The organism is Pseudoalteromonas translucida KMM 520 (assembly GCF_001465295.1).
GTDB lineage: Bacteria > Pseudomonadota > Gammaproteobacteria > Enterobacterales > Alteromonadaceae > Pseudoalteromonas > Pseudoalteromonas translucida.
Genome location: NZ_CP011034.1, coordinates 2,916,891 through 2,937,644, shown reverse-complemented (window position 1 = coordinate 2,937,644; position 20,754 = coordinate 2,916,891). Strand labels below are relative to the sequence as shown.

General features: G+C 40.5%; 19 protein-coding genes. 10 read left to right on the top strand and 9 right to left on the bottom strand.

What is annotated here, in order from left to right:
• The first annotated feature begins 2 nt into the window (after nucleotides 1-2).
• Nucleotides 3-1,043, top strand: coding sequence for a type IV pilus twitching motility protein PilT (locus PTRA_RS13625; protein WP_041454575.1), 1,041 nt, complete (start codon nucleotides 3-5; stop codon nucleotides 1,041-1,043).
• A 9-nt stretch (nucleotides 1,044-1,052) separates the two neighbouring features.
• A complete protein-coding gene (locus tag PTRA_RS13620; protein ID WP_058374184.1) occupies nucleotides 1,053-2,189 on the top strand; it encodes a PilT/PilU family type 4a pilus ATPase in 1,137 nt (378 codons plus the stop codon).
• A 66-nt stretch (nucleotides 2,190-2,255) separates the two neighbouring features.
• Here PTRA_RS13620 and ruvX read toward each other — a convergent pair whose 3' ends face one another.
• The 6 genes from ruvX to PTRA_RS13590 form a co-directional block, all read right to left on the bottom strand.
• Entirely contained in the window at nucleotides 2,256-2,705 is a 450-nt protein-coding gene (ruvX, locus tag PTRA_RS13615; RefSeq protein ID WP_011329249.1) for a Holliday junction resolvase RuvX, read from the bottom strand.
• Nucleotides 2,706-2,717: 12 nt separating this feature from the next.
• The gene (locus tag PTRA_RS13610) at nucleotides 2,718-3,275 is read right to left on the bottom strand and encodes a YqgE/AlgH family protein (protein ID WP_058374183.1); all 558 of its coding nucleotides are present in this window, start codon (nucleotides 3,273-3,275) and stop codon (nucleotides 2,718-2,720) included.
• A gap of 140 nt (nucleotides 3,276-3,415) precedes the next feature.
• Complete coding sequence (gene gshB, locus PTRA_RS13605) at nucleotides 3,416-4,366, bottom strand: glutathione synthase (RefSeq protein WP_058374182.1); 951 nt, start codon at nucleotides 4,364-4,366, stop codon at nucleotides 3,416-3,418.
• A gap of 54 nt (nucleotides 4,367-4,420) precedes the next feature.
• The gene (gene rsmE / locus PTRA_RS13600) at nucleotides 4,421-5,155 is read right to left on the bottom strand and encodes a 16S rRNA (uracil(1498)-N(3))-methyltransferase (RefSeq protein WP_011329246.1); all 735 of its coding nucleotides are present in this window, start codon (nucleotides 5,153-5,155) and stop codon (nucleotides 4,421-4,423) included.
• Nucleotides 5,156-5,227: 72 nt separating this feature from the next.
• Entirely contained in the window at nucleotides 5,228-5,707 is a 480-nt protein-coding gene (locus tag PTRA_RS13595; RefSeq protein ID WP_058374181.1) for a hypothetical protein, read from the bottom strand.
• A 75-nt stretch (nucleotides 5,708-5,782) separates the two neighbouring features.
• Nucleotides 5,783-6,676, bottom strand: coding sequence for a DUF350 domain-containing protein (locus PTRA_RS13590; protein WP_058374180.1), 894 nt, complete (start codon nucleotides 6,674-6,676; stop codon nucleotides 5,783-5,785).
• 79 nt (nucleotides 6,677-6,755) lie between these two features.
• Here PTRA_RS13590 and glnE point away from each other — a divergent pair, with 79 nt between their 5' ends.
• Nucleotides 6,756-9,551 carry a bifunctional [glutamate--ammonia ligase]-adenylyl-L-tyrosine phosphorylase/[glutamate--ammonia-ligase] adenylyltransferase gene (glnE, locus tag PTRA_RS13585; RefSeq protein WP_058374179.1) on the top strand — a complete coding sequence of 932 codons (2,796 nt, stop codon included), beginning with the start codon at nucleotides 6,756-6,758 and terminating at the stop codon, nucleotides 9,549-9,551.
• A 50-nt stretch (nucleotides 9,552-9,601) separates the two neighbouring features.
• Here the strand turns inward: glnE and PTRA_RS13580 are convergent, their stop codons facing one another.
• The 3 genes from PTRA_RS13580 to tolC all read right to left on the bottom strand — a co-directional run bounded on the left by PTRA_RS13580 (nucleotide 9,602) and on the right by tolC (nucleotide 12,621).
• On the bottom strand, nucleotides 9,602-10,168 hold the full coding sequence (locus PTRA_RS13580) for a toxin co-regulated pilus biosynthesis Q family protein (protein ID WP_058374178.1): 567 nt from the start codon (nucleotides 10,166-10,168) through the stop codon (nucleotides 9,602-9,604).
• A 48-nt stretch (nucleotides 10,169-10,216) separates the two neighbouring features.
• Nucleotides 10,217-11,140, bottom strand: a complete 924-nt coding sequence (lpxL, locus tag PTRA_RS13575; protein WP_058374607.1) for an LpxL/LpxP family Kdo(2)-lipid IV(A) lauroyl/palmitoleoyl acyltransferase — start codon at nucleotides 11,138-11,140, stop codon at nucleotides 10,217-10,219.
• Between the two features lie 125 nt (nucleotides 11,141-11,265).
• Entirely contained in the window at nucleotides 11,266-12,621 is a 1,356-nt protein-coding gene (gene tolC / locus PTRA_RS13570; protein WP_058374177.1) for an outer membrane channel protein TolC, read from the bottom strand.
• A 153-nt stretch (nucleotides 12,622-12,774) separates the two neighbouring features.
• On the opposite strand from tolC, the gene PTRA_RS13565 reads away from it, so the two are divergent.
• The 7 genes from PTRA_RS13565 to parC are packed head-to-tail and all read left to right on the top strand — an operon-like array spanning nucleotide 12,775 to nucleotide 20,598.
• Complete coding sequence (locus tag PTRA_RS13565) at nucleotides 12,775-13,401, top strand: NUDIX domain-containing protein (protein ID WP_058374176.1); 627 nt, start codon at nucleotides 12,775-12,777, stop codon at nucleotides 13,399-13,401.
• A 44-nt stretch (nucleotides 13,402-13,445) separates the two neighbouring features.
• On the top strand, nucleotides 13,446-13,904 hold the full coding sequence (locus PTRA_RS13560) for a DUF1249 domain-containing protein (protein WP_058374175.1): 459 nt from the start codon (nucleotides 13,446-13,448) through the stop codon (nucleotides 13,902-13,904).
• Nucleotides 13,891-14,700: a metallophosphoesterase gene (locus PTRA_RS13555; protein WP_058374174.1), complete on the top strand. Its 810-nt coding sequence runs from the start codon at nucleotides 13,891-13,893 to the stop codon at nucleotides 14,698-14,700. Before PTRA_RS13560 ends, PTRA_RS13555 begins: the two co-directional genes overlap by 14 nt.
• Nucleotides 14,685-15,254 carry a YqiA/YcfP family alpha/beta fold hydrolase gene (locus PTRA_RS13550; protein ID WP_011329236.1) on the top strand — a complete coding sequence of 190 codons (570 nt, stop codon included), beginning with the start codon at nucleotides 14,685-14,687 and terminating at the stop codon, nucleotides 15,252-15,254. Before PTRA_RS13555 ends, PTRA_RS13550 begins: the two co-directional genes overlap by 16 nt.
• A gap of 20 nt (nucleotides 15,255-15,274) precedes the next feature.
• On the top strand, nucleotides 15,275-17,164 hold the full coding sequence (gene parE / locus PTRA_RS13545) for a DNA topoisomerase IV subunit B (RefSeq protein ID WP_058374173.1): 1,890 nt from the start codon (nucleotides 15,275-15,277) through the stop codon (nucleotides 17,162-17,164).
• Nucleotides 17,165-17,198: 34 nt separating this feature from the next.
• The gene (locus PTRA_RS13540; RefSeq protein ID WP_058374172.1) at nucleotides 17,199-18,293 is read left to right on the top strand and encodes a PQQ-dependent sugar dehydrogenase; all 1,095 of its coding nucleotides are present in this window, start codon (nucleotides 17,199-17,201) and stop codon (nucleotides 18,291-18,293) included.
• 10 nt (nucleotides 18,294-18,303) lie between these two features.
• Nucleotides 18,304-20,598, top strand: coding sequence for a DNA topoisomerase IV subunit A (parC, locus tag PTRA_RS13535; protein ID WP_058374171.1), 2,295 nt, complete (start codon nucleotides 18,304-18,306; stop codon nucleotides 20,596-20,598).
• Nucleotides 20,599-20,754: the final 156 nt, after the last annotated feature.

The following is a 20,754-nucleotide window of genomic DNA, read 5'->3' as shown; positions in this document are numbered from 1 at the left end:
AAATGGATATTACCGAATTATTGGCGTTTAGTGTGCAACACAAAGCATCCGATTTACATTTATCATCAGGGGTTTCACCTATGATACGCGTAGATGGCGATGTGCGGCGTATTAATATACCAGCACTAGGAGACAAAGATGTAAACAACTTAGTTTACGATATTATGAACGATAACCAGCGCAAGGACTACGAACAAAATCTCGAAGTGGATTTTTCATTTGAAGTGCCTAATTTAGCACGTTTTCGTGTTAATGCCTTTAATACTCATCGTGGTCCAGCAGCCGTATTTCGTACTATTCCCAGTGAAGTGCTCACACTAGATGATTTAGGCGCCCCCGATATTTTTAAAACCATTGCCGATAACCCTCGCGGCTTAGTATTAGTAACAGGGCCTACAGGGTCAGGTAAGTCGACAACACTAGCGGCTATGGTTGATTATATAAATCAAACAAAACATCACCATATTCTCACTATTGAAGATCCAATCGAATTTGTCCACGATAATAAATTAAGTCTGATTAATCAGCGAGAAGTACATCGCGATACACATAGCTTTAAAAATGCGCTACGCAGTGCACTTCGTGAAGATCCAGATGTAATATTAGTTGGTGAATTACGTGATCTGGAAACCATTCGCCTGGCAATGACAGCAGCCGAAACCGGTCACTTAGTATTTGGCACTTTGCACACCACCTCTGCACCTAAAACCATTGACCGTATTATAGATGTATTCCCAGGTGAAGAAAAAGCCATGATTCGCTCTATGCTCTCGGAATCGTTACGCGCGGTAATTTCGCAAACCCTGCTTAAAAAAATTGGTGGTGGGCGAGTAGCTGCTCACGAAATTATGCTTGCGGTACCTGCTATTCGTAACTTAATTCGTGAAGATAAAGTGGCGCAAATGTACTCGTCTATTCAAACTGGCGCTTCGCATGGCATGCAAACGATGGATCAATGTTTAACAAATTTAGTTAATCATGGCATTGTTACTAATATTGCAGCGCAAGCTAAAGCGCAAGACAAAACTCAGTTTGGTGGTTAAGGAATACTAATGGCTTTATCTTTAAATAACTTTTTACAAATAATGATAGATAAAAAAGGCTCTGATTTATTTGTTTCAAGCCAACTGCCTATCAGCGCTAAAATTAATGGTGAATTAACCCCACTTGATGATGAGCCGCTCAGCGATGAGCAATCACTTGAGTTGGTTGAATCGGCAATGAGTGAAAAACAAAAAGCCGAGTTTCATGCAACCAAAGAATGCAACTTTGCGATTGCCACTGACGAAGGGCGTTTTCGTATTTCGGCATTTTGGCAGCGCGATAAAGCGGGCATGGTTATTCGTCGTATTGTTACTAAAATACCTGAAATTGGCGAACTTGGGCTGCCGTCTACACTTACCGATGTGATTATGTCGAAACGTGGTTTAGTGCTATTTGTGGGGGGAACAGGTACGGGTAAGTCAACCTCACTTGCTGCACTTATTGGCTATAGAAACCGTAATCAGCGCGGTCATATATTAACCATTGAAGACCCGATTGAGTTTGTACACGAACATCGTAAAAGTATTATTACTCAACGCGAAGTAGGGCTAGATACCGAAAGCTTTGAATCAGCACTTAAAAGCTCGTTACGCCAAGCACCCGACGTAATATTAATAGGCGAAATACGCTCACAAGAAACCATGGAGTATGCATTAAGCTTTGCAGAAACAGGGCATTTATGTGTGGCTACCTTGCATGCAAACAACGCTAACCAAGCGATAGATCGGATCATGCATTTAGTGCCAAAAGAAAAACACGATAAGCTTAAATACGATCTAGCATTAAATTTACGCGCTATTATTGCCCAGCAGCTGATCCCCACATCTGACGGGCAAGGCCGAGTTGCTGCTATTGAAATATTACTTAATTCACCTATGGTTGCAGAGCTAATTAAAAATGGTGATATAGGCGGTATTAAAGAAACCATGGCTAAATCGAAAGAAATGGGCATGCAGACCTTTGATCAGGCCTTATTTGAATTGTATAAACAGCAACGAATCAATTATGCAGATGCGTTGCACCATGCCGATTCGGCGAACGATTTACGCTTAATGATAAAGCTGCGCAACAATGAGCAGCAAGGGGCGGGCTTTTTACAAGGGGTCACTATTGATGGCCTTGATGATAAAGGCAATATTAGTTAATTTAAGTTAAAGACTTTAGGTATCAGCTTAAAAGCTCTGATACCTAAAGCCTAATACCTAATATTTTTACTCACCGTAACTCGTTTCAAAAAAGCTCTCTAAAATAATCACCGCAGACATGTTATCTACTTTGCCTTTGCCTAAGTTTTTATAACCGCCTTGTTCAAACAGGCGCGCTTTAGCATCGGCGGTGGTTAAGCGCTCATCTTGTGTTTCTACTGGTATGGCATAGTGATTATGCAATCGGTTAGCAAACTTTTTAGCTTTAAAGGTTACCTCTTGGGCGGTGCCATCCATATTTAGCGGTAAACCTACCACCATTAAATCGGGTTGCCATTCGTTTACTTGTACTGCTATGTCATCCCAATTAGGAATGCCATCTTGTGCTTTTACAGCTTTAAGGCTCGATGCGCTGCCAGTGAGCTCTTGACCTATAGCAATACCAATACTTTTGGTGCCAAAGTCAAAGCCCATTACAGTACGCTGGCCTTGCGGCTTGAAGTTTTTTTTTGTCATAAGTTTATCTTGTTAAGCATGACCAGCTTCAGGGCTGAGTTGGCTTATATCAAAGCCCAGCATAGAAACTGCTTTTTCCCAGCGTTTTTCAACGGGGGTGTCAAAAATAATTTTCGGATCGGCTTTAATTATCAACCAGCTATTATCAAGTAGCTCTTGTTCTAATTGACCTTGTTCCCAGCCAGAGTAGCCCAAAGTAATAATAAATTGTTCAGGTGCTTGTGCTGTGGTTAACGAAGCGAGTACATCTTTGGAGGTGGTGATCATGATATCACTGCTGAGCGTTTGGCTCGCAGAGTAACCATGCTTTGGAGAGTGCAGTACAAAACCACGGTCGGTTTTAACCGGCCCGCCAGCATATACGCTAACTTGCGCTGCTTGCTGAGTTTTGTCGTTATCAATTTCTATTTTATCGAGTAATTCACCTACGGTAATATTAATAGGCTGGTTGATTACCAAGCCCATAGCCCCGTCTTCATTGTGCTCACAAATATAGGTAACAGCACGTTTAAAAAAAGGGTCTTGCATCGACGGCATTGCGATTAAAAAATGATTTTCTAATGACTGCATAGATTTCACCCTTTTTAGTTAATGAATTTTTAGTATGGCACATACCCATGTTTTTAAAACAAAATAAGCACTTTCATACGATTTAAAAATAATAAATATTTTAAACCTTACAATATGAAAGCACTTTTAATAACGCTAACTTATTTAGCGAGTCGTTTTTCAATTGCGTCAAACAAAATACCCGTAATTGAAATATCGTACGCTGCTTCAATTTCTTTAACACAGGTTGGTGCGGTCACGTTAATTTCGGTTAATTTGTCGCCAATAATATCTAAACCGACAAAAATTAGGCCTTTTTCTTTAAGTGTTGGTGCAACAGCTTGTGCAATTTTTAAATCGGATTCACTTAGAGGGCGTGCTTCGCCGCGTCCACCTACAGCTAAGTTACCGCGTGTTTCACCGTTTTGTGGAATACGCGCTAAGCAATATGGAATTACTTCGCCATCAACAACCAATACGCGCTTATCGCCTTGAGTGATCTCTGGGATATAATTTTGTACCATGGCAAAGCGGCTGCCATGCTCGGTTAATGTTTCACAAATTACACCAATGTTAGCATCGTCTGCTTTAACTCTAAAAATCGACGCGCCACCCATGCCATCAAGCGGCTTTAAAATAATGTCTTTATGCTGCGCTAAAAACTCACGAATTTGCTTTTGGCTGCGCGTTACTAAAGTGTCGGGCGTGTATTCGCTAAACCAAGCTGTAAACAGCTTTTCGTTTGCATCGCGCAGGCTTTGTGGCTTGTTAACTATGAGCGTACCTGCTTGCTCGGCACGCTCTAAAATATACGTTGCGTATATGTATTCGGTATCAAAAGGGGGATCTTTACGCATTAAAATAACGTCTAAATCGCTAAGTGCAATAGTGGCTTTTTGTTCAAGCTGGTACCAATTGTTTGGATCGTCAAAAACCTGTGCTTTTGCAGCTGTAGCATATGCCTGACCTTGGCGTAGTGAAAGATCATCCATTTCCATATAGTAAATTTCATAGCCACGTGCTTGCGCTTGCATCATCATTGCAAAACCGGTGTCTTTTTTAATATTAAATCCGCTAATAGGATCTGAAATAATGCCTAACTTAATTGCCATGCGCTGTGCCTTAATATGAATATTAATATATATATGTGGGTACTTTTAGTTATTTCAATTAGCTAAGTCGCCAAACTGCAGCTGTAATGCACTTAAAACAGTTAACGCTGCTGTTTCGGTGCGTAATACGCGCGGGCCTAAGCGAATATCTACAAAGTTTTGTTGCTTTGTTTGCGCCATTTCCTCATCAGTAAAGCCGCCTTCAGGGCCAACTAAAAAGCGTACGCCATCTTTGGGTACGGTAATTGTTTTAATACTGTGCTCGGCACGTGGATGCAAAGTGAGCTTAATTGCTGCACTTTGCTGTGCAAGCCATTGCTTTAGATCTACCGGCGGGTGAACAACAGGTACAAAGTTACGCCCAGATTGCTCGGCGGCGGCTATGGCTATTTTTTGCCATTGTTGGTGTTTTTTATCAAGTCGATCGCCCATTAATTTAACGCCGCAACGCTGACTAAAAATAGGGGTGATTTCGGTAATCCCAAGTTCTACCGATTTTTGAATGGTAAAATCCATTTTATCGCCACGTGATACGCATTGGCCCAAGTGAATTTTTAAGGGAGACTCTACATCATGAGTATTTAGCTGTTGCGGCATAACCACGACATTTTTTTTAGTCACCTCAATAATTTCACTAAGGTATTCACCGCCTTCACCATTAAAAATAGACACGTGCTCGCCTACTTTCATCCGCAATACTCGGCCAATATGGCCTGCAGCGTCGTCATCTAATGTAACTGGAGTGTTTAAGGCAATACTCGATGCCTGATAAATATGAGGAACTCGCATGTGGTGTCACTTATTGGTTAGTGCATAAACGTTATATGCCGCTATGGTAAGTAAGCTGTGAGCTAGGTGCAATTATTTATTTTTATTAAATTGCTCACCAGTCTCTATTAGGTTTAGTGACGCTTGTGCTATATCGGTATGGCACGATAAGTGATTTGAATGCCCTGGGTCTGTTACTGGGCTAAACGAAAAGCCATTTTCGTCTTGGCTAACTAAAAAGCGATTTTTGTGTAGTGAGTTATAAATAAAGCGCTGTGTATCATCACCAAGTAAGTAATCAACACGATTAAATAATACGCCTTTAATTTTATGATGATCATGCAAGTAGGTAGCGAGCTCTGACACACTAATTTCATTTTCAAAGTCGCAATAGCAGTAATCTTTTATAAGTTCATCAAACATCATTTTTACTAACTGACGGGTATGGCTACCAGCGGCTATTAATCCGCTGGGTGATTGGCTCTGAGCATGATTAAAAGAGTACTCAGCAAATGCTCTGCTAAACTCATTATCTATATCAACTAACAGATAATTGGTTACATCAAATAGCATAAAGCCCCATTACACTTACGTAAAGTGTTCACAAACTGATTAAATATAGAGTCGTTGTATTTAATCAGTTTGGTGTTAAATTGAAAACATACTAATAAGTAAATAACCTACAGCACAAAAAACCGCAAACTCGATACAAGCAATACCAATATTATCTTGATGATCAATTTCCAGCGAAGTATCGATATTTGGTAACGAAATCTTTTTTATTACATAAGTTAAACTGTAAAGTAGCACCCACATTACACCGCAATGCATCACGAGTGTAAATAAATTTTCGACCATCTTACCATTTTGAAACGCTGCGCTGGACAAACCAGCATACGCGGCCAGCGATAAACCAATTGATTTACCCGCGTAGCGAATACCAATAGAGGTATTTTCAAGGCCAAAGTTACTTTGTAGTGATGCGCCTTGATTAGCTTTGGCAAAGTAGTATTCACGTATTTTACTATCAAAAGCAAACATGCCTTGTAGTACAAAAAAACTTACAAAGGCAATGAGTAAGCTGCTAAAACCTTGAGTGTGAGTCCAAGTATAAAGCCCTAAAGTAATAATACAGTTGGCAATTAACATACCTGAGTCGACCAGTGCGGCGCAGACATTTTGTTTTAAAATAGCGGCTTCTTCATTAAAACGATGCAAAATCCATTTACGATGAATTAAGTGACCTACTTTAATAAATAAAAATAATAAAACGATTAAAAAAATCACTTTTAATGGATTCGATTGCGCAGTGCTTATACTTATTTCATCAAATAAAAATGCTACTGAGGCAATCACTACCGATATTTCTGAGGCAAAACTAATCCCCATTGCAAAGTTATCATGCTGCGCTAACTCATCTTTAAGCGCTTGTTTTGCTTTTAGTTGAGTGATTATTCTTAAGCTCATTATGATCACGCAAATAACAATAAAACTAATAGCAATCGCAAGTAAACTAGTGTTAGATAATGACAAATATGACATGGTTTTCCTAAGTAGTATTTACCTTAATAGGTTTTTAATCATTCTAGTACGGTTATTGATGATATAAAAGAGAGTATTGATGAGTAATGTAAAGCAGCTTCCCATTCAATTACAAAAACTTGGCGAAACACGCTTCGAACAGCTTTATCCACAACAAAAGCAAGAACTAGCACTAGTACGGTTATTAGCCTTGAGTGACTTTGCATGGCGTTGTTTAACATCGCAACCTGAGCTAAAAAACTGGTTACTGTGTAACACCGAAATTAAAAATAGGGTGGTTGTTGCTCCTTTTATTGACTTAGAGCTAAATGATATTGATGAGCGCGATTGCCATAGATTACTGCGGCAATACCGAGAAAAGTACTGGCTTAAAGTGGCTTTTTTAGATTTATGTTGCGACAACCCAATTGCCGACAGTATCAAGTATGTAAGCCAATTAGCAGATAACCTAATAGAAAGTGCAAATCAGTGGGCTTATACACAAGTGGCAAAAACCAATGGCGAGCCTTTAAATGAACAAGGTCAGCCATTACCTTTAATGGTGTTAGGAATGGGTAAGCTTGGCGGGCAAGAGCTGAACTACTCATCAGATATAGATCTTATTTTTGCCTATCCTCGCAATATTAAAACCCAAGGCGGGCGTCGCTCGCTCGAAGCCCAAGTGTTTTATACCAAAGTGGCACAAAAGTTAATAACCGCACTTAATCAAGTGACTGTTGACGGCCAAGTATTTAGAGTAGATATGCGACTGCGACCTTTTGGTGAAAGTGGCCCGTTAGTTATGAGCTTTAATGCAATTGAAGATTACTACCAAGAGCAAGGCCGTGATTGGGAACGTTATGCCATGTTAAAAGGGCGCTTAATTGGCACGCCTAACATTTATTTTAACGAGTTTAACCAGTTATTAAAGCCGTTTGTATATAGACGCTATATAGATTTTTCGGTGATTGAGTCGCTGCGAAAAATGAAATTGATGATTGCTCAAGAAGTACGTCGTAAGCGCCTAACCAATAATATAAAATTAGGTGCAGGCGGAATACGAGAAGTTGAATTTATTGTACAAGCGCTACAAATGGTACGTGGTGGGCGAGAGGCTAATTTGCAAACTCAATCATTATTACATGCCCTTAAAGAGCTTAGTTTAAGTCAAGTAATTGATGATCTTGAAGCAAAAGATCTGCAAAAAAACTACTTGTACCTGCGTAAAGTTGAGCAGTACCTACAAATATTTGATGACCAACAAACGCAAACCCTCCCGGATGAGGAGCTAAATCAGCAACGTTTAAATTATTTACTCAATCAGCCCGACTTTAGCGCTACGTTAAGCTATTTAGAGCATGTAATGGGGCAAATTCATAATGAGTTTAATCATGTAATAGGAGAGGAAACCGAACCGCTAGATACGTGCGAAGGCGCATTTATTAGCGCTTGGGATCATGGAGATGTGAGTTTTTTAAATGATCCCAGGGAAGATTGGCAAACACCACTACACGACTTTAAACAACGTATATCTAAAGCAAAAGTGGGTAATCGAGGGCGTAATATTCTTGATAAATTAATGCCGGTTTTACTCAAACAAATGAACGACTTTAATGCCACTGCCGAAACATTTAATGTTATTTGCCAAATACTCAATAAAATAATTTCGCGTACCGCCTATTTAGAGCTGTTATACGAAAATCCAGGCGCCTTAAAGCAGTTAGTATTATTGTGTTGTTATAGTAAATGGATAGGTGAGCATATTTCGCTTTACCCTATTTTGCTTGATGAGCTAATAGACCCCGCAGTACTTTATAAGCCAACACCTTTAAGCGCCTATAAAGACGAAATTAGGCAGTATTTTTTACGTATTGAGCCCGACGACTTAGAAATGCAAATGGAAGCGTTACGGCAGTTTAAACAAACGCATCAGTTACGTATTGCCGCTGCCGATGCCACCGATGTTATGGATGTAATGAAGGTGAGCGATCATTTAACGGCACTGGCGGAGGCGATTGTTGATCAGGCCGTTAATATTGCATGGCACAACTGTGTAAAACGCTTTGGTATGCCACCTGGTACTAACGACGAAAGCAAAGGCTTTGCGGTTATTGCCTATGGTAAAACCGGTGGCTTTGAAGTGGGTTATGACTCTGATTTAGATTTAGTATTTGTACATAACCACGATGGCAGCAGCCAAACTAATGGTGTAAAGCCAATAGACTCAAGGCAATTTTATTTAAAATTGGCGCAACGTTTAATGCATTTATTTAATACCCGTACCGCCTCGGGTATTTTATATGAGCTTGATACACGACTACGCCCTGAGGGGGCATCGGGGTTGTTGGCAATTAACCTAGAGAGTTTTAATCATTACCAACAAACACAAGCATGGACATGGGAGCATCAAGCGCTAGTACGAGCGAGGCTGATTTTAGGGCAAGCTGAATTTGTTGAGCGTTTTGCGCAAATTCGTAAAAATATACTGTGCCAGCCACGCGATACAAAAGTGCTTAAAGACGATGTCATAAAAATGCGTGAAAAAATGCGTGAACATTTAGCAACAGGAAATGAGCAGCAATTTGATTTAAAACAAGATGTTGGCGCAATGACAGATATTGAATTTATTACTCAGTACCTAGTGCTAAATTATGCGCAACAATTTGAAGAGTTATGTGTGTATTCCGATAATGTCAGAATTTTAACTGATGCTGCAAAGCTTGGCTGCATTACTAAGGCGCAAAAGCAGCAATTAATTCAGGCGTACATTAATTACCGTTCGCGCTATCATGTGTTGAGTTTAGATCAGCAAGGGCGCCGCACAGAGCGAGCACAATTTAGTGATGACATTAAAAACGTAACTACAATTTGGCAAACCGTATTTGAATTAAGTTAGCGCGCGTCACTTTGATACTCAAGTGAGTATCAAAGTGCTAATTATTAAGTTCAAGTTTTAAGCTGTAAGCAGTTAGTGCGAACAAATTCAGAAGGTAGTTCAGTAATTACGGCCGCGCGCTGTTTATGGCATAAGTAAGTGTATACTTCGTTTTCAAAGTCGTCGTTAATTGCACGCCCTACTTGATACAAGGTAGAAATGAAATTGCTGTCTACTCTAAAATGATCTTTAACGACGTAATCTTTACTTAAATACCAATATAGCTCTATGCCTTCATTACTGGCATATTGCGATAACGCCTTTTTTAGTGTTGATCCGTTTTCAAAGCGTCGAGGTTCAACTCTGCCCTTCCAGGTTTTTGGAATCGGTTCAACAATACGCATGCGCTCAGCTAAAACAAGATCGAGAGTTTGTTCTGGCTTTTTAAGCTGCAATACAAACTTACCTTGCTCGTCGCTCACTTTATTACGAATTGATGAGTAAAACCGGCTTAATCCTTGCGCCGCTGCATTGTTTGATTCTTTAAAATCAAATACTGGACCATCACCTAATAAAAAGTAGACTGCGAGAATTATTAGCCCCGCAGCCAGTGATAAATGTTTAACCCAGAACCACATAGTTGATACTCATTTTTATTTTTATTGTCTATTGTTATACCACTACTTTTAATAAAAAGAAGCGCTATTTTCATCGGGGCGTGTTTTAAAACGGCGGTGTAGCCACATATATTGCTCAGGAGCGGCATTAATTGCTTGCTCTATACGTTGGTTAACACGAGTGACGTCGGCTCTGTTGTCGCCACTGGGGAAGTTTTCAAGTTCAGGTAATACCTCTAAGTGGTATTTACCGTGTTCGTCGCGACGGCTAACTAAACTAACTGTTTCACAGTGTTTGCTGGCTGCGAACATTAGCGTTCCTGTGGTTGTTGCTGTATCGGGGACGGCATAAAAAGGCACAAACTCACAATGCTTACGACCGTAATCTTGATCAGGTAAGTAGTAACATATTTTTTTGTTTTTAAGTGCTTTTAATAAACCTTTTACGTCTTTTCGGCCAATTAAATATTCGTTAGAGCGCAAGCGACCATTGGTAGTAAAGTATTCCATAAGCGCATTGTTGTGCGGGCGATAAAAGCCTAAACCTTGGTATTTTAATCCCATTACACGGCTCGCCATTTCAAGATGCAAAATATGCGGGACTAGCATTAACACGCCTTTGCCCGACGCTTGAATGCGCTCAAAGTGTTCAAGCCCTTTAATTGACCCGTAAGCTTTTTGCACTCGCCACTTTGGCCACCACCATGCCATACCAGTTTCGACCATGGCCATTCCGGTATTTTCCATGTTTTTTAATACTAATGCTTGTTGATCTGCTTCGCTCATATCTGGGAAGCAGTGTTTTATATTTACCTCAGCAATATGGCGGCGTCGTTTCATATATTTATGCACTAATCGGCCAAGTTGCTTGCCCATTGCTAGTTGTAGCTTTTGTGGTAGCCACGAAATTAAATATAAAAAGAAAACACCCACCCAAGTTAACCAGTAACGAGGACCCAAAAAAGATATTTTAAAAGGAGATGAGGTAACCACAAAAAAATTCTCTAATAATAAAAACGCTAGTTTAACGCTAAGCGCTATAAAACACAAAAAGCCAGCAAAATGCTGGCTTTTAATTAAAACCGTCAACCTATTTCAGGACGGGACACTAAGCTGTGTTAAATTGCGTTTAAACCTTTATTAATCGCCATTAAGTCAGCATTTGTAAGTGTTCCTGTTGCTTGTTTTAAGCGCAGCGTAGATACCACATAGCGGTAGCGAACATTGGCAAGGTTACGTTTTGCATTGTACAAGTTTTGTGTACTAACAAGTACATCAACAATAGTACGAGTACCTACTTCAAAACCTGCTTCAGTTGCTTTAAGTGCACTTTCGGCAGATATAACCGCTTGCTCTAGCGCTCTAAAGGTCGCTATATCTGAAACCACTTGATTATAAGAAGTAATAACTGTGCGTGTAACTGCGCGATAGTTAGTTTCGTAATCTTGGCTTGCAGCGACGTAAAATGCACGTGCTTGATTAGTTGCAGCAACCGTGGCACCACCTGAGTAGAGAGGCACACTAAAGTTAATACCTATAGTGGTCGAATCGGCACGAGGTTGGTTATCAAAACTTGTACCATTTATGTCGCGATTGGTTAAAGAGTCACCGTAACGCGCATCAAGTGTTAATTTTGGGTAGTGGCCTACTTTCGCTAACTCAATTTGATCTTTAGCTATATCAACTGTGACTTTTGCTACTTGTAAATTTAAGTTTTTTTCTTCAGCCACTTTAACTAAGTCGCTAGAGGGTTTATTTGGCTTTACAGTTGAAAATGTTTCGGTATTTAAAACGTCAAGTTTTGCGTGGTACTTACCTGTTATTTCGCGTAGTAGTTCACGCGCTGTTTCTACGGCATTACCGGCAACAATTTCTTGTGCTACTGAGTTATCAAACTGAGCTTGAGCTTCGTGTACGTCGGTAATTGCAGTTAGGCCTACCGCGTAGCGTTGCTTTGTTTGCTCTAATTGGCGTTCAATAGCGCGCTTTTCAGCTTTAACAAATTCAAGGCTATCGATAGCACTTAATACATTAAAGTAACCATCGGCAACACGCACTATTAAATCTTGTTTGGCAAAATCGTACTGTGCACTGGCTTGTAGAGCTTGTTTATCAGCAATACCTAGGTTATTCCATGCGCCTAAATCAAACAGTGTTTGGCTTAAGCTAACACCACGAGTGAATTGGTCAGTATCGCTTTCTAGTTTAACTTGGTTGAAAGTACTTTCATCAACTTGAAAAGAGGTAGAGTCACTTTTTTCGTAGCCTAAGCTTAAACCAATTTGAGGTAATAATGCGCTCATCGCACGATCACTTTGATAAGATTGCGCATCCGCTTGGGCTTTTGCCTTTAACACGGTAGGATCGTTTGCTGTCGCAATTTCAAAAACTTGTAGTAAATCTTCTGCGTGAGCAGCTGTAGCGCCAATTGCGCATGATAAACTAACCAGCGCCGCAAGGATGTTCTTTTTCATGTGTGGTTCGGTCCTTAGACAAATTTTATACTATTGGGCATGTTAACCTGTTTTGGCTAATAACTAAAAAATAATTTAGTAAAACAATGTTTGTAAGTGTAACAGAATATATTAATCCACTTTAGTTTATTAAAATAAGTAAGAGGTAGTTATATGACCAATAAAAAGTTGATCGAATTTACTCACCAAGATCTGAGATTAAAACCTATTACTAACCTTTACGATGGTTTTTTTAAAATTAACTTATACCAATTTGAACATGCATTATTTGCCGGTGGCGAGTCGCAACTCATTAGCCGTGAAATTTTAGAACGCGGTGATGCTATTGCCGTACTGCCTTACGATCCTGTAACCGATACAGTGTTATTAATTGAGCAAATACGCATTGGTGCAATAAAAAGCAAACACTCCCCATGGCTGTTAGAATGTATTGCAGGTATGACCGACGGCAGTGAGGATTATGCAGCGGTAGTAAAAAAAGAAGCCTATGAAGAAGCCGGACTTAATTTAACCGAGCTCGAGTTTATGCTTTCTTACCTTTCAAGCCCAGGGGGCACGACTGAGCGGTTACATTTATATTTAGCCCGCGCCGATTTAAGCCAAGTACACAGCGGAGTTTACGGCTTAGAAACAGAAGGGGAGGATATTAAAACCCATATATTAACGCTAGATGATGCATTGGCACGGCTTAATAATGGGGAAATAGACAATGCCGCAACGGTTATTTGTTTGCAATGGTTAGCGCTCAATCGTGATGGTATGATCAACAAGTGGGCATAAACTTAATACATAAATAGTAATTTATAAATTGTAATGGCGGTACTTTGACAGCACTTTTAGCAACCCAAAGATATATTCAAAACCTTCCAAAGTATTTAACACTTTGCGAGCATAATTACGTGCGGCTTTTAAAATTATTACCAAGCGAGCAAACTAAACAAAGTATTCGCGAGGTAAAGTTGGGTAACAGTGAGTTTGCTGTAAAAATAGATGATATGGCTAAATACACTATGGATGTGTCAATTAAACAGCTATCAGGAATGGTAAAAGGCATTACCCCGTTATACTTAACCGTTAGGCTTTATAATGACGCGAAAGTGGCCGAAATTATTCATCACGACTATCATCAGCGCATAAAACCTTCTTACGGCTATCCTAATCCTAAAATGCACCAAAAAGATGAAAAATATCAACTTAACGCCTTTTTATATGATTGGCTTGTGGCGTGTGTTGAACATGGCCAAGCCACGCTAAATTGGGATGTAAATAATGGCTTGGTTTGATAATACTTATACTTTTAATAAGCCATCTTTACGTATTGCTCATGTTACAGATTGCCATTTATTTGCTGATAAAAACGCTGAATACTTTGGAGTAAACACCGCCACATATTTTCAACAAGCACTTGAGCATATGGCGTTACAACAACTTGATGCAGTGGTATTTGGCGGTGATTTAACACAAGATCATAGTGTAGAGTCTTACTTATTATTTAGTGAGCTTATAAGCAACAGTACACTTACTTGCCCAGTATTTTGGCTACCAGGTAATCATGACGAGATTGCCTTGCTTGAGCAAATAAGTGGTGGGCAAATAAAAGCAGCAAAGCGCTTGGTGGCTAATAACCTAACTAATAACGCGAGTACTGATATTGAGCTATTACTTATTAACTCCAAAGGGCTCACTCCAGCCGGTTGGGTGACAAGTGAGCATTTAAATGAAATATCCGATTGTTTAACGCAGCCAGTTAGCAAGCAGCTAGTATTTTGCCATCATAATCCGCTGCCAATAAACGGTTATTTAGATAAACACATGCTTGAAAATGGCCCGCAACTGTTAAATACGCTGGTTAATAATGGCAACGTTGCTGCGCTTATTCATGGTCATGTGCATAATGATTATACGCAATGTTTTAGAGGGCTTGATATTTACGCTACGCCGGCAAGCTCAGTGCAATTTACTAAGCAAAGTAAAGTGTGGCAACAGCAAAATAATGGCCCAGCTTATAGAATGCTTTATATACACTCATCGCAAGGGCAAGTGCATATAAATACGGACGTGATATGGTTAAGCGCGTAATTTATATTCACGGTTTTAATAGTTCTGAAAAATCATATAAAGCTGTGCGCTTTGGTGAGCTTATGGCACACTATGATGTTGACTATTATGTACCGCGTTTAAACCACGAACCTCTGCAAGCTATTATCGAGTTAGAGCAGTTAATCACACCTAATACCGCGTTATTAGGTAGTTCATTAGGCGGTTTTTTTGCCACCTATTTATCGCAGCGTTATCATATTCCTGCGGTGGTTATTAACCCAGCGGTAGCACCGGGCAATTTATTACAGCCTTTACTTGGGGCAAATTATAATCCGTATCAAGATTATAATTATGAACTAAACAACCGTCATATAGATGCTTTAAAAGTATTAACATTGAGCGAGTTAAAGCATCCTGAGTTGTTGTACTTGTTGCAACAAACGGGTGATGAAGTGTTAAATTTTCAACACGCAGTAAATTATTATTCACACTGTAAGCAATTAATAGAATTTGGTGGTGATCACAGCTTTATTGGCTTTGAGCGCACTATTGCAAGCATTGTCGATTTTCTTAAATTAAATAAAACTAGTTAGCGCATATAAAGATAAAAATTATGAGTCAGCAAAATTATAACGCCGAAGCTATTGAAGTACTCAATGGGTTAGATCCGGTAAAACGCCGCCCCGGTATGTATACAGATACCTCGCGGCCAAATCATTTAGGCCAAGAAGTTATCGATAATAGTGTCGATGAAGCAATGGCCGGCCATGCCACTCGAATAGATGTGATCTTACACGAAGATAACTCGCTCGAAGTGAGTGACGATGGCCGTGGTATGCCTATTGATATTCACCCTGAGGAAGGTATTCCAGGGGTTGAGCTGATATTTACCAAACTGCATGCTGGTGGTAAGTTTTCTAACAAAAACTATCAGTTTTCTGGTGGTTTACACGGCGTAGGTATTTCGGTTGTAAATGCGTTATCAACCCGTGTAGAAGTGACCGTTAGACGGGATGCCCAGCAATACAGAATGGCATTTGAAAATGGCGACAAAGTTGAAGACCTAAGCGTAATTGGCGTGGTAGGTAAGCGTAATACCGGTACCACAGTACGCTTTTGGCCAGACGTTAGTTACTTTGATTCGCCCAACTATTCAATCACTAAACTTAATCACTTATTAAAAGCCAAAGCCGTGTTATGCCCAGGCTTACGCATTAAGTTTGTTAATAAGCAAACTAAAGAAACCCAAGAATGGTTTTACGAAACGGGTTTAAAAGATTACTTAATTGAAGCCATTAAAGGCTACGAAACATTACCAGATGTGCCCTTTGTAGGTGAGTTTTCAAGCTCAATTGAAGGTGCTGACTGGGCATTGATTTGGCTACCTGAAGGGGGCGAGTCAATAGCCGAAAGTTACGTAAACTTAATACCTACCGCACAAGGCGGTACTCATGTAAACGGTTTGCGCCAAGGTTTACTTGAGGCAATGCGTGAGTTTTGTGAGTTTAGAAATTTATTACCGCGAGGTGTAAAACTCACCCCAGATGATATTTGGGAGCGTTGTAGCTATGTGCTTTCAGTTAAAATGCAAGATCCGCAGTTTGCCGGTCAAACTAAAGAAAAGTTATCGTCGCGCTCATGTGCGGCATTTGTATCGGGCGTAGTAAAAGACTCCTTTAGTTTATGGCTAAACGAGCATACCGATATTGCCGAGCAACTCTCTGAACTGTGTATCTCTAATGCACAGCGACGTTTACGTGCTGCTAAAAAAGTGATCCGTAAACGCGTAACCGCAGGGCCTGCGCTTCCGGGAAAATTAACCGATTGTAGCGCCGCAGATAACGATCGCACCGAGCTGTTTTTAGTAGAAGGTGACTCGGCAGGTGGCTCGGCTAAGCAAGCGCGAGATCGTGAGTTTCAAGCAATAATGCCGCTGCGGGGTAAAATATTAAATACTTGGGAAGTTGATTCGGGGCAAATATTAGCATCGCAAGAGGTGCACGATATTTCGGTGGCATTAGGTATAGACCCAGATTCAGACGATTTAACAGCGCTGCGCTATAATAAAATATGTATATTAGCCGATGCTGACTCGGATGGGTTACACATAGCTACCTTATTGTGCGCCTTATTTGTGCGCCACTTTAAGCCACTAGTAAAAGCAGGGCATGTGTATGTTGCTATGCCACCACTTTTTAGAATAGATATTGGTAAAGATGTTTATTACGCACTAGATGAAGACGAAAAAACCGGTATTTTAGCGCGCATTGAAGCTGAGAAAAAACGCGGTAAAGTAAACGTACAGCGATTTAAAGGTTTGGGTGAAATGAACCCGTTGCAACTGCGTGAAACCACTATGGATCCAAATACCCGACGCTTAGTGCAACTCACCTTGGATGAAGAAGAATTAACCATGGAAATGATGGATATGTTACTGGCTAAAAAGCGCTCTGCAGATAGGCGTCAATGGCTAGAGGATCACGGTAACAAGGCACAAGTTTAATTAGCGTCTGCGTTTAAATAAACAAGGAGAATATATGAATACGGTACTAAAAATAGTGCTATTACTAGGTTTAACTAGCAATACCGTAATGGCTAAAAATATATTAGATAAACTCACGGTAGCCCCGGGGTTTGAGCTTAGCTTATTTGCCAGCGATGTTGAAAATGCACGGCAAGTTGTAGTATCAAAAAAAGGCATAGTATATGTTGGCTCGCGCAAGGCAGGTAATGTGTATGCACTTATTGATCATAACAGCGATGGCGTAGCAGATAAAAAAATGCTGGTTGCAGAGGGCTTAAATATGCCTTCAGGTTTAGCAATGAAAGATGGCGATTTATATGTTGGTGAAGTACACCGCATCATTCGTTTTAAAAATATTGATACGCAACTAAAAAACCCACAGTTTGAGGTGCTTTACGATGCGCTGCCATCAGAGCGCCATCATGGTTGGAAATTTTTACGCTTTGCCCCAACTGGCGAGCTAATAATTCCGGTTGGTGTACCTTGTAATATTTGCGCTGAAGACGAGCGTTTTGGCCGTATTTTTGCGTTAAACGTAGAAACCAAGCAAATTACTACACTGGCGCAAGGCGTACGTAACTCAGTAGGATTTGACTTTCACCCTAGCACACAAGCGTTATGGTTTAGCGACAATGGTCGCGACATGATGGGTGATGACATTCCGCCAGATGAGCTAAATAGAGTCACTAAAGAGGGCGAGCATTTTGGTTTTCCGTATATTCACGCGGGCGCAATTATTGACCCTGAATTTGGAAAAGGTAAAAAAATTGCTGACTATACTTCACCTGCACTAGCCTTACCGGCGCATGTAGCGCCTTTGGGTATTCATTTTTATAACGGTAAACAATTTCCAGCAAACTATAAGCAGCAATTATTTGTTGCTGAACATGGCTCGTGGAACCGTTCTAAAAAGTCAGGTTATAAAGTGGCATTAGCGACTATAGAACAAGGCCGTGTAACTAAATATACGCCATTTATTACAGGCTTTATGCAAGACGAAACAACATATGGACGCCCTGTTGCATTTGCAGAATTAGGTGACGGCAGTCTATTGGTAAGCGATGATTACGCCAATGTGATCTACCGTGTAAGCTATAAGAAAAACTAGGTAAGCTTTAATGAGTGATACAGATACCTTGCTAATGCAAGGAATTGAGCAACAAACAATGGGTCGTTTTACCGAAGACGCCTACTTAAACTATTCTATGTACGTCATTATGGATAGGGCATTACCCCATGTGGGCGATGGCTTAAAACCAGTACAGCGACGTATTATTTATGCCATGAGCGAGCTGGGGTTATCAGCTAATGCTAAGTATAAAAAATCAGCCCGTACCGTGGGTGACGTACTAGGTAAATACCATCCCCATGGTGATAGTGCCTGTTATGAAGCCATGGTATTAATGGCGCAGCCGTTTTCTTATCGTTATCCATTGGTTGATGGGCAAGGAAACTGGGGCGCGGCCGACGATCCTAAATCGTTTGCGGCAATGCGTTATACCGAAGCACGTTTATCTAAGTTCTCTGAAATACTCCTCAAAGAGCTAGGCCAAGGGACGGTAGATTGGACGCCAAACTTTGACGGCACCATGGATGAGCCTGTGGTACTGCCATCGCGTTTACCGCATATATTACTCAATGGTATAACGGGTATTGCAGTTGGTATGGCAACCGATATTCCGCCTCATAATGTGCGTGAAGTAGCCAGTGCCTGTTGCTTATTACTTGATAAACCAAAAACTGAGCTTGAAGAATTACTTACTTTAGTAAATGCGCCAGATTACCCGACAGACGCAGAAATAATTACCCCAAAAGCCGATATTCACAAAATTTATAAAACCGGGCGTGGTTCAATAAAAATGCGTGCGGTTTATACGCAAGAGCAGGGTGATATAGTTATTACTGCACTGCCACATCAATGCTCTGGCGGTAAAGTACTGGAGCAAATAGCAGCGCAAATGAACGCTAAAAAGCTACCTATGGTAGCCGATTTACGCGATGAGTCTGATCACGAAAATCCGACTCGTATCGTCATTATTCCGCGTTCAAACCGCATTAAAGCTGAGCCATTAATGGCGCACTTATTTGCCACCACAGATCTAGAAAAAAGCTATCGTGTAAATTTAAATATGCTTGGCCTAGATGGGCGTCCGCAAGTTAAAGATTTACTGACTATTTTAACCGAGTGGTTAGTGTTTAGACGCGAAACAGTACGTCGACGCCTACAATATCGTTTAGATAAAGTGTTAGCGCGTTTACATATTTTAGAAGGCTTATTAGCAGCCTTTTTAAATATTGACGAAGTGATTGAAATTATTCGCAGCGAAGATAAACCAAAGCCAGTTTTAATGGAGCGCTTTGATTTAACAGACATACAAGCAGAAGCTATTTTAGAGCTAAAACTTCGTCATTTAGCCAAGCTTGAAGAGTTTAAAATACGTGGTGAGCAAGATGAACTAGCTAAAGAGCGTGATAAATTAGCGCAAACGCTAGGCTCAGATCGTCGTATGTCAACGTTGCTTAAAAAAGAAATTCAAGAAGCGGCTGAAATATATGGCGATGACCGTCGCTCGCCAGTTGTTGAGCGCCTAGAAGCAAAAGCGTTAAGTGAAAAAGATTTAATCCCATCAGAGTCGGTCACTGTGGTGCTTTCAGACAAGGGCTGGGCACGTGTTGGCAAAGGGCATGATTTAGATGTGCAAGGGTTAAGTTATCGAGCCGGTGATGCTTATAGAGCCTCAGCTCGGGGTAAGAGTAATCAGCTCGCCGTGTTTTTAGATTCAGCAGGACGAGCTTTTGCAACCGATGCGCATAGCCTGCCCTCAGCACGTAGCCAAGGTGAGCCCATGACAGGGCGTTTTAATCTTAGTGCAGGAGCTAATTTTGAGCATGTAGTAATGGGCGAAGATAACCAAGTTTTACTTATGGCATCAGACGCAGGTTATGGTTTTATTACTGACTTTAAAGACTTAGTGAGTAAAAACAAAAATGGCAAAGCATTGGTAAGCGTACCTAAAGGCGGTTTATTACTGTCGCCAATTAGGGTTAACGAGGTCGCTAGTGATTATTGTATGGCCATTTCCAACGAAGGGCGGATGTTGTTATTTCCGCTGCGCGACTTACCAAAATTAGGTAAAGGTAAAGGCAATAAAATAATTTCTATTCCGGGGGCTAAAGTACAAGCCCGCGAAGAGTTTGTAAAAGTATTAGCAGTAGTGCCTGAGGGTAGTAGTGTAACGCTGCATGCAGGTAAGCGAAAACTAACACTTAAACCAAGTGATTTAGAGCATTATTATGGCGAGCGAGGACGTAGGGGTAATAAACTACCACGCGGCCTACAAAGAGTAGATGAAGCTGTTGTAGAGTTTAGCCCGCAAAACGACGAGCCAATTGAAAATGCTATTGATGAGTAGCGATTAATTCATATTCGCTCATATTAAACGGCTTGCTTATGCAGGCCATTTTTTTGCTATAAATTTAGTTTGTTATAAAATTGAGCGTACACTTGTGCGCTATTTTCTCGTGTAGATCATAAAATAACGTTATAATAGCCGCTGGCTTAACGCGAT

Excerpts from the sequence above, each read along its gene's own strand:
- PTRA_RS13620 (WP_058374184.1), top strand. The coding sequence starts at position 1,053 with ATGGCTTTATCTTTAAATAACTTTTTACAAATAATGATAGATAAAAAA.
- PTRA_RS13555 (WP_058374174.1), top strand. The coding sequence starts at position 13,891 with ATGGCTTGGTTTGATAATACTTATACTTTTAATAAGCCATCTTTACGT.
- glnE (WP_058374179.1), top strand. The coding sequence starts at position 6,756 with ATGAGTAATGTAAAGCAGCTTCCCATTCAATTACAAAAACTTGGCGAA.
- PTRA_RS13550 (WP_011329236.1), top strand. The coding sequence starts at position 14,685 with ATGGTTAAGCGCGTAATTTATATTCACGGTTTTAATAGTTCTGAAAAA.
- PTRA_RS13625 (WP_041454575.1), top strand. The coding sequence starts at position 3 with ATGGATATTACCGAATTATTGGCGTTTAGTGTGCAACACAAAGCATCC.
- rsmE (WP_011329246.1), bottom strand. The coding sequence starts at position 5,155 with ATGCGAGTTCCTCATATTTATCAGGCATCGAGTATTGCCTTAAACACT.
- gshB (WP_058374182.1), bottom strand. The coding sequence starts at position 4,366 with ATGGCAATTAAGTTAGGCATTATTTCAGATCCTATTAGCGGATTTAAT.
- PTRA_RS13610 (WP_058374183.1), bottom strand. The coding sequence starts at position 3,275 with ATGCAGTCATTAGAAAATCATTTTTTAATCGCAATGCCGTCGATGCAA.
- tolC (WP_058374177.1), bottom strand. The coding sequence starts at position 12,621 with ATGAAAAAGAACATCCTTGCGGCGCTGGTTAGTTTATCATGCGCAATT.
- parC (WP_058374171.1), top strand. The coding sequence starts at position 18,304 with ATGAGTGATACAGATACCTTGCTAATGCAAGGAATTGAGCAACAAACA.
- PTRA_RS13540 (WP_058374172.1), top strand. The coding sequence starts at position 17,199 with ATGAATACGGTACTAAAAATAGTGCTATTACTAGGTTTAACTAGCAAT.
- PTRA_RS13580 (WP_058374178.1), bottom strand. The coding sequence starts at position 10,168 with ATGTGGTTCTGGGTTAAACATTTATCACTGGCTGCGGGGCTAATAATT.
- PTRA_RS13595 (WP_058374181.1), bottom strand. The coding sequence starts at position 5,707 with ATGCTATTTGATGTAACCAATTATCTGTTAGTTGATATAGATAATGAG.
- ruvX (WP_011329249.1), bottom strand. The coding sequence starts at position 2,705 with ATGACAAAAAAAAACTTCAAGCCGCAAGGCCAGCGTACTGTAATGGGC.
- PTRA_RS13565 (WP_058374176.1), top strand. The coding sequence starts at position 12,775 with ATGACCAATAAAAAGTTGATCGAATTTACTCACCAAGATCTGAGATTA.
- parE (WP_058374173.1), top strand. The coding sequence starts at position 15,275 with ATGAGTCAGCAAAATTATAACGCCGAAGCTATTGAAGTACTCAATGGG.
- PTRA_RS13590 (WP_058374180.1), bottom strand. The coding sequence starts at position 6,676 with ATGTCATATTTGTCATTATCTAACACTAGTTTACTTGCGATTGCTATT.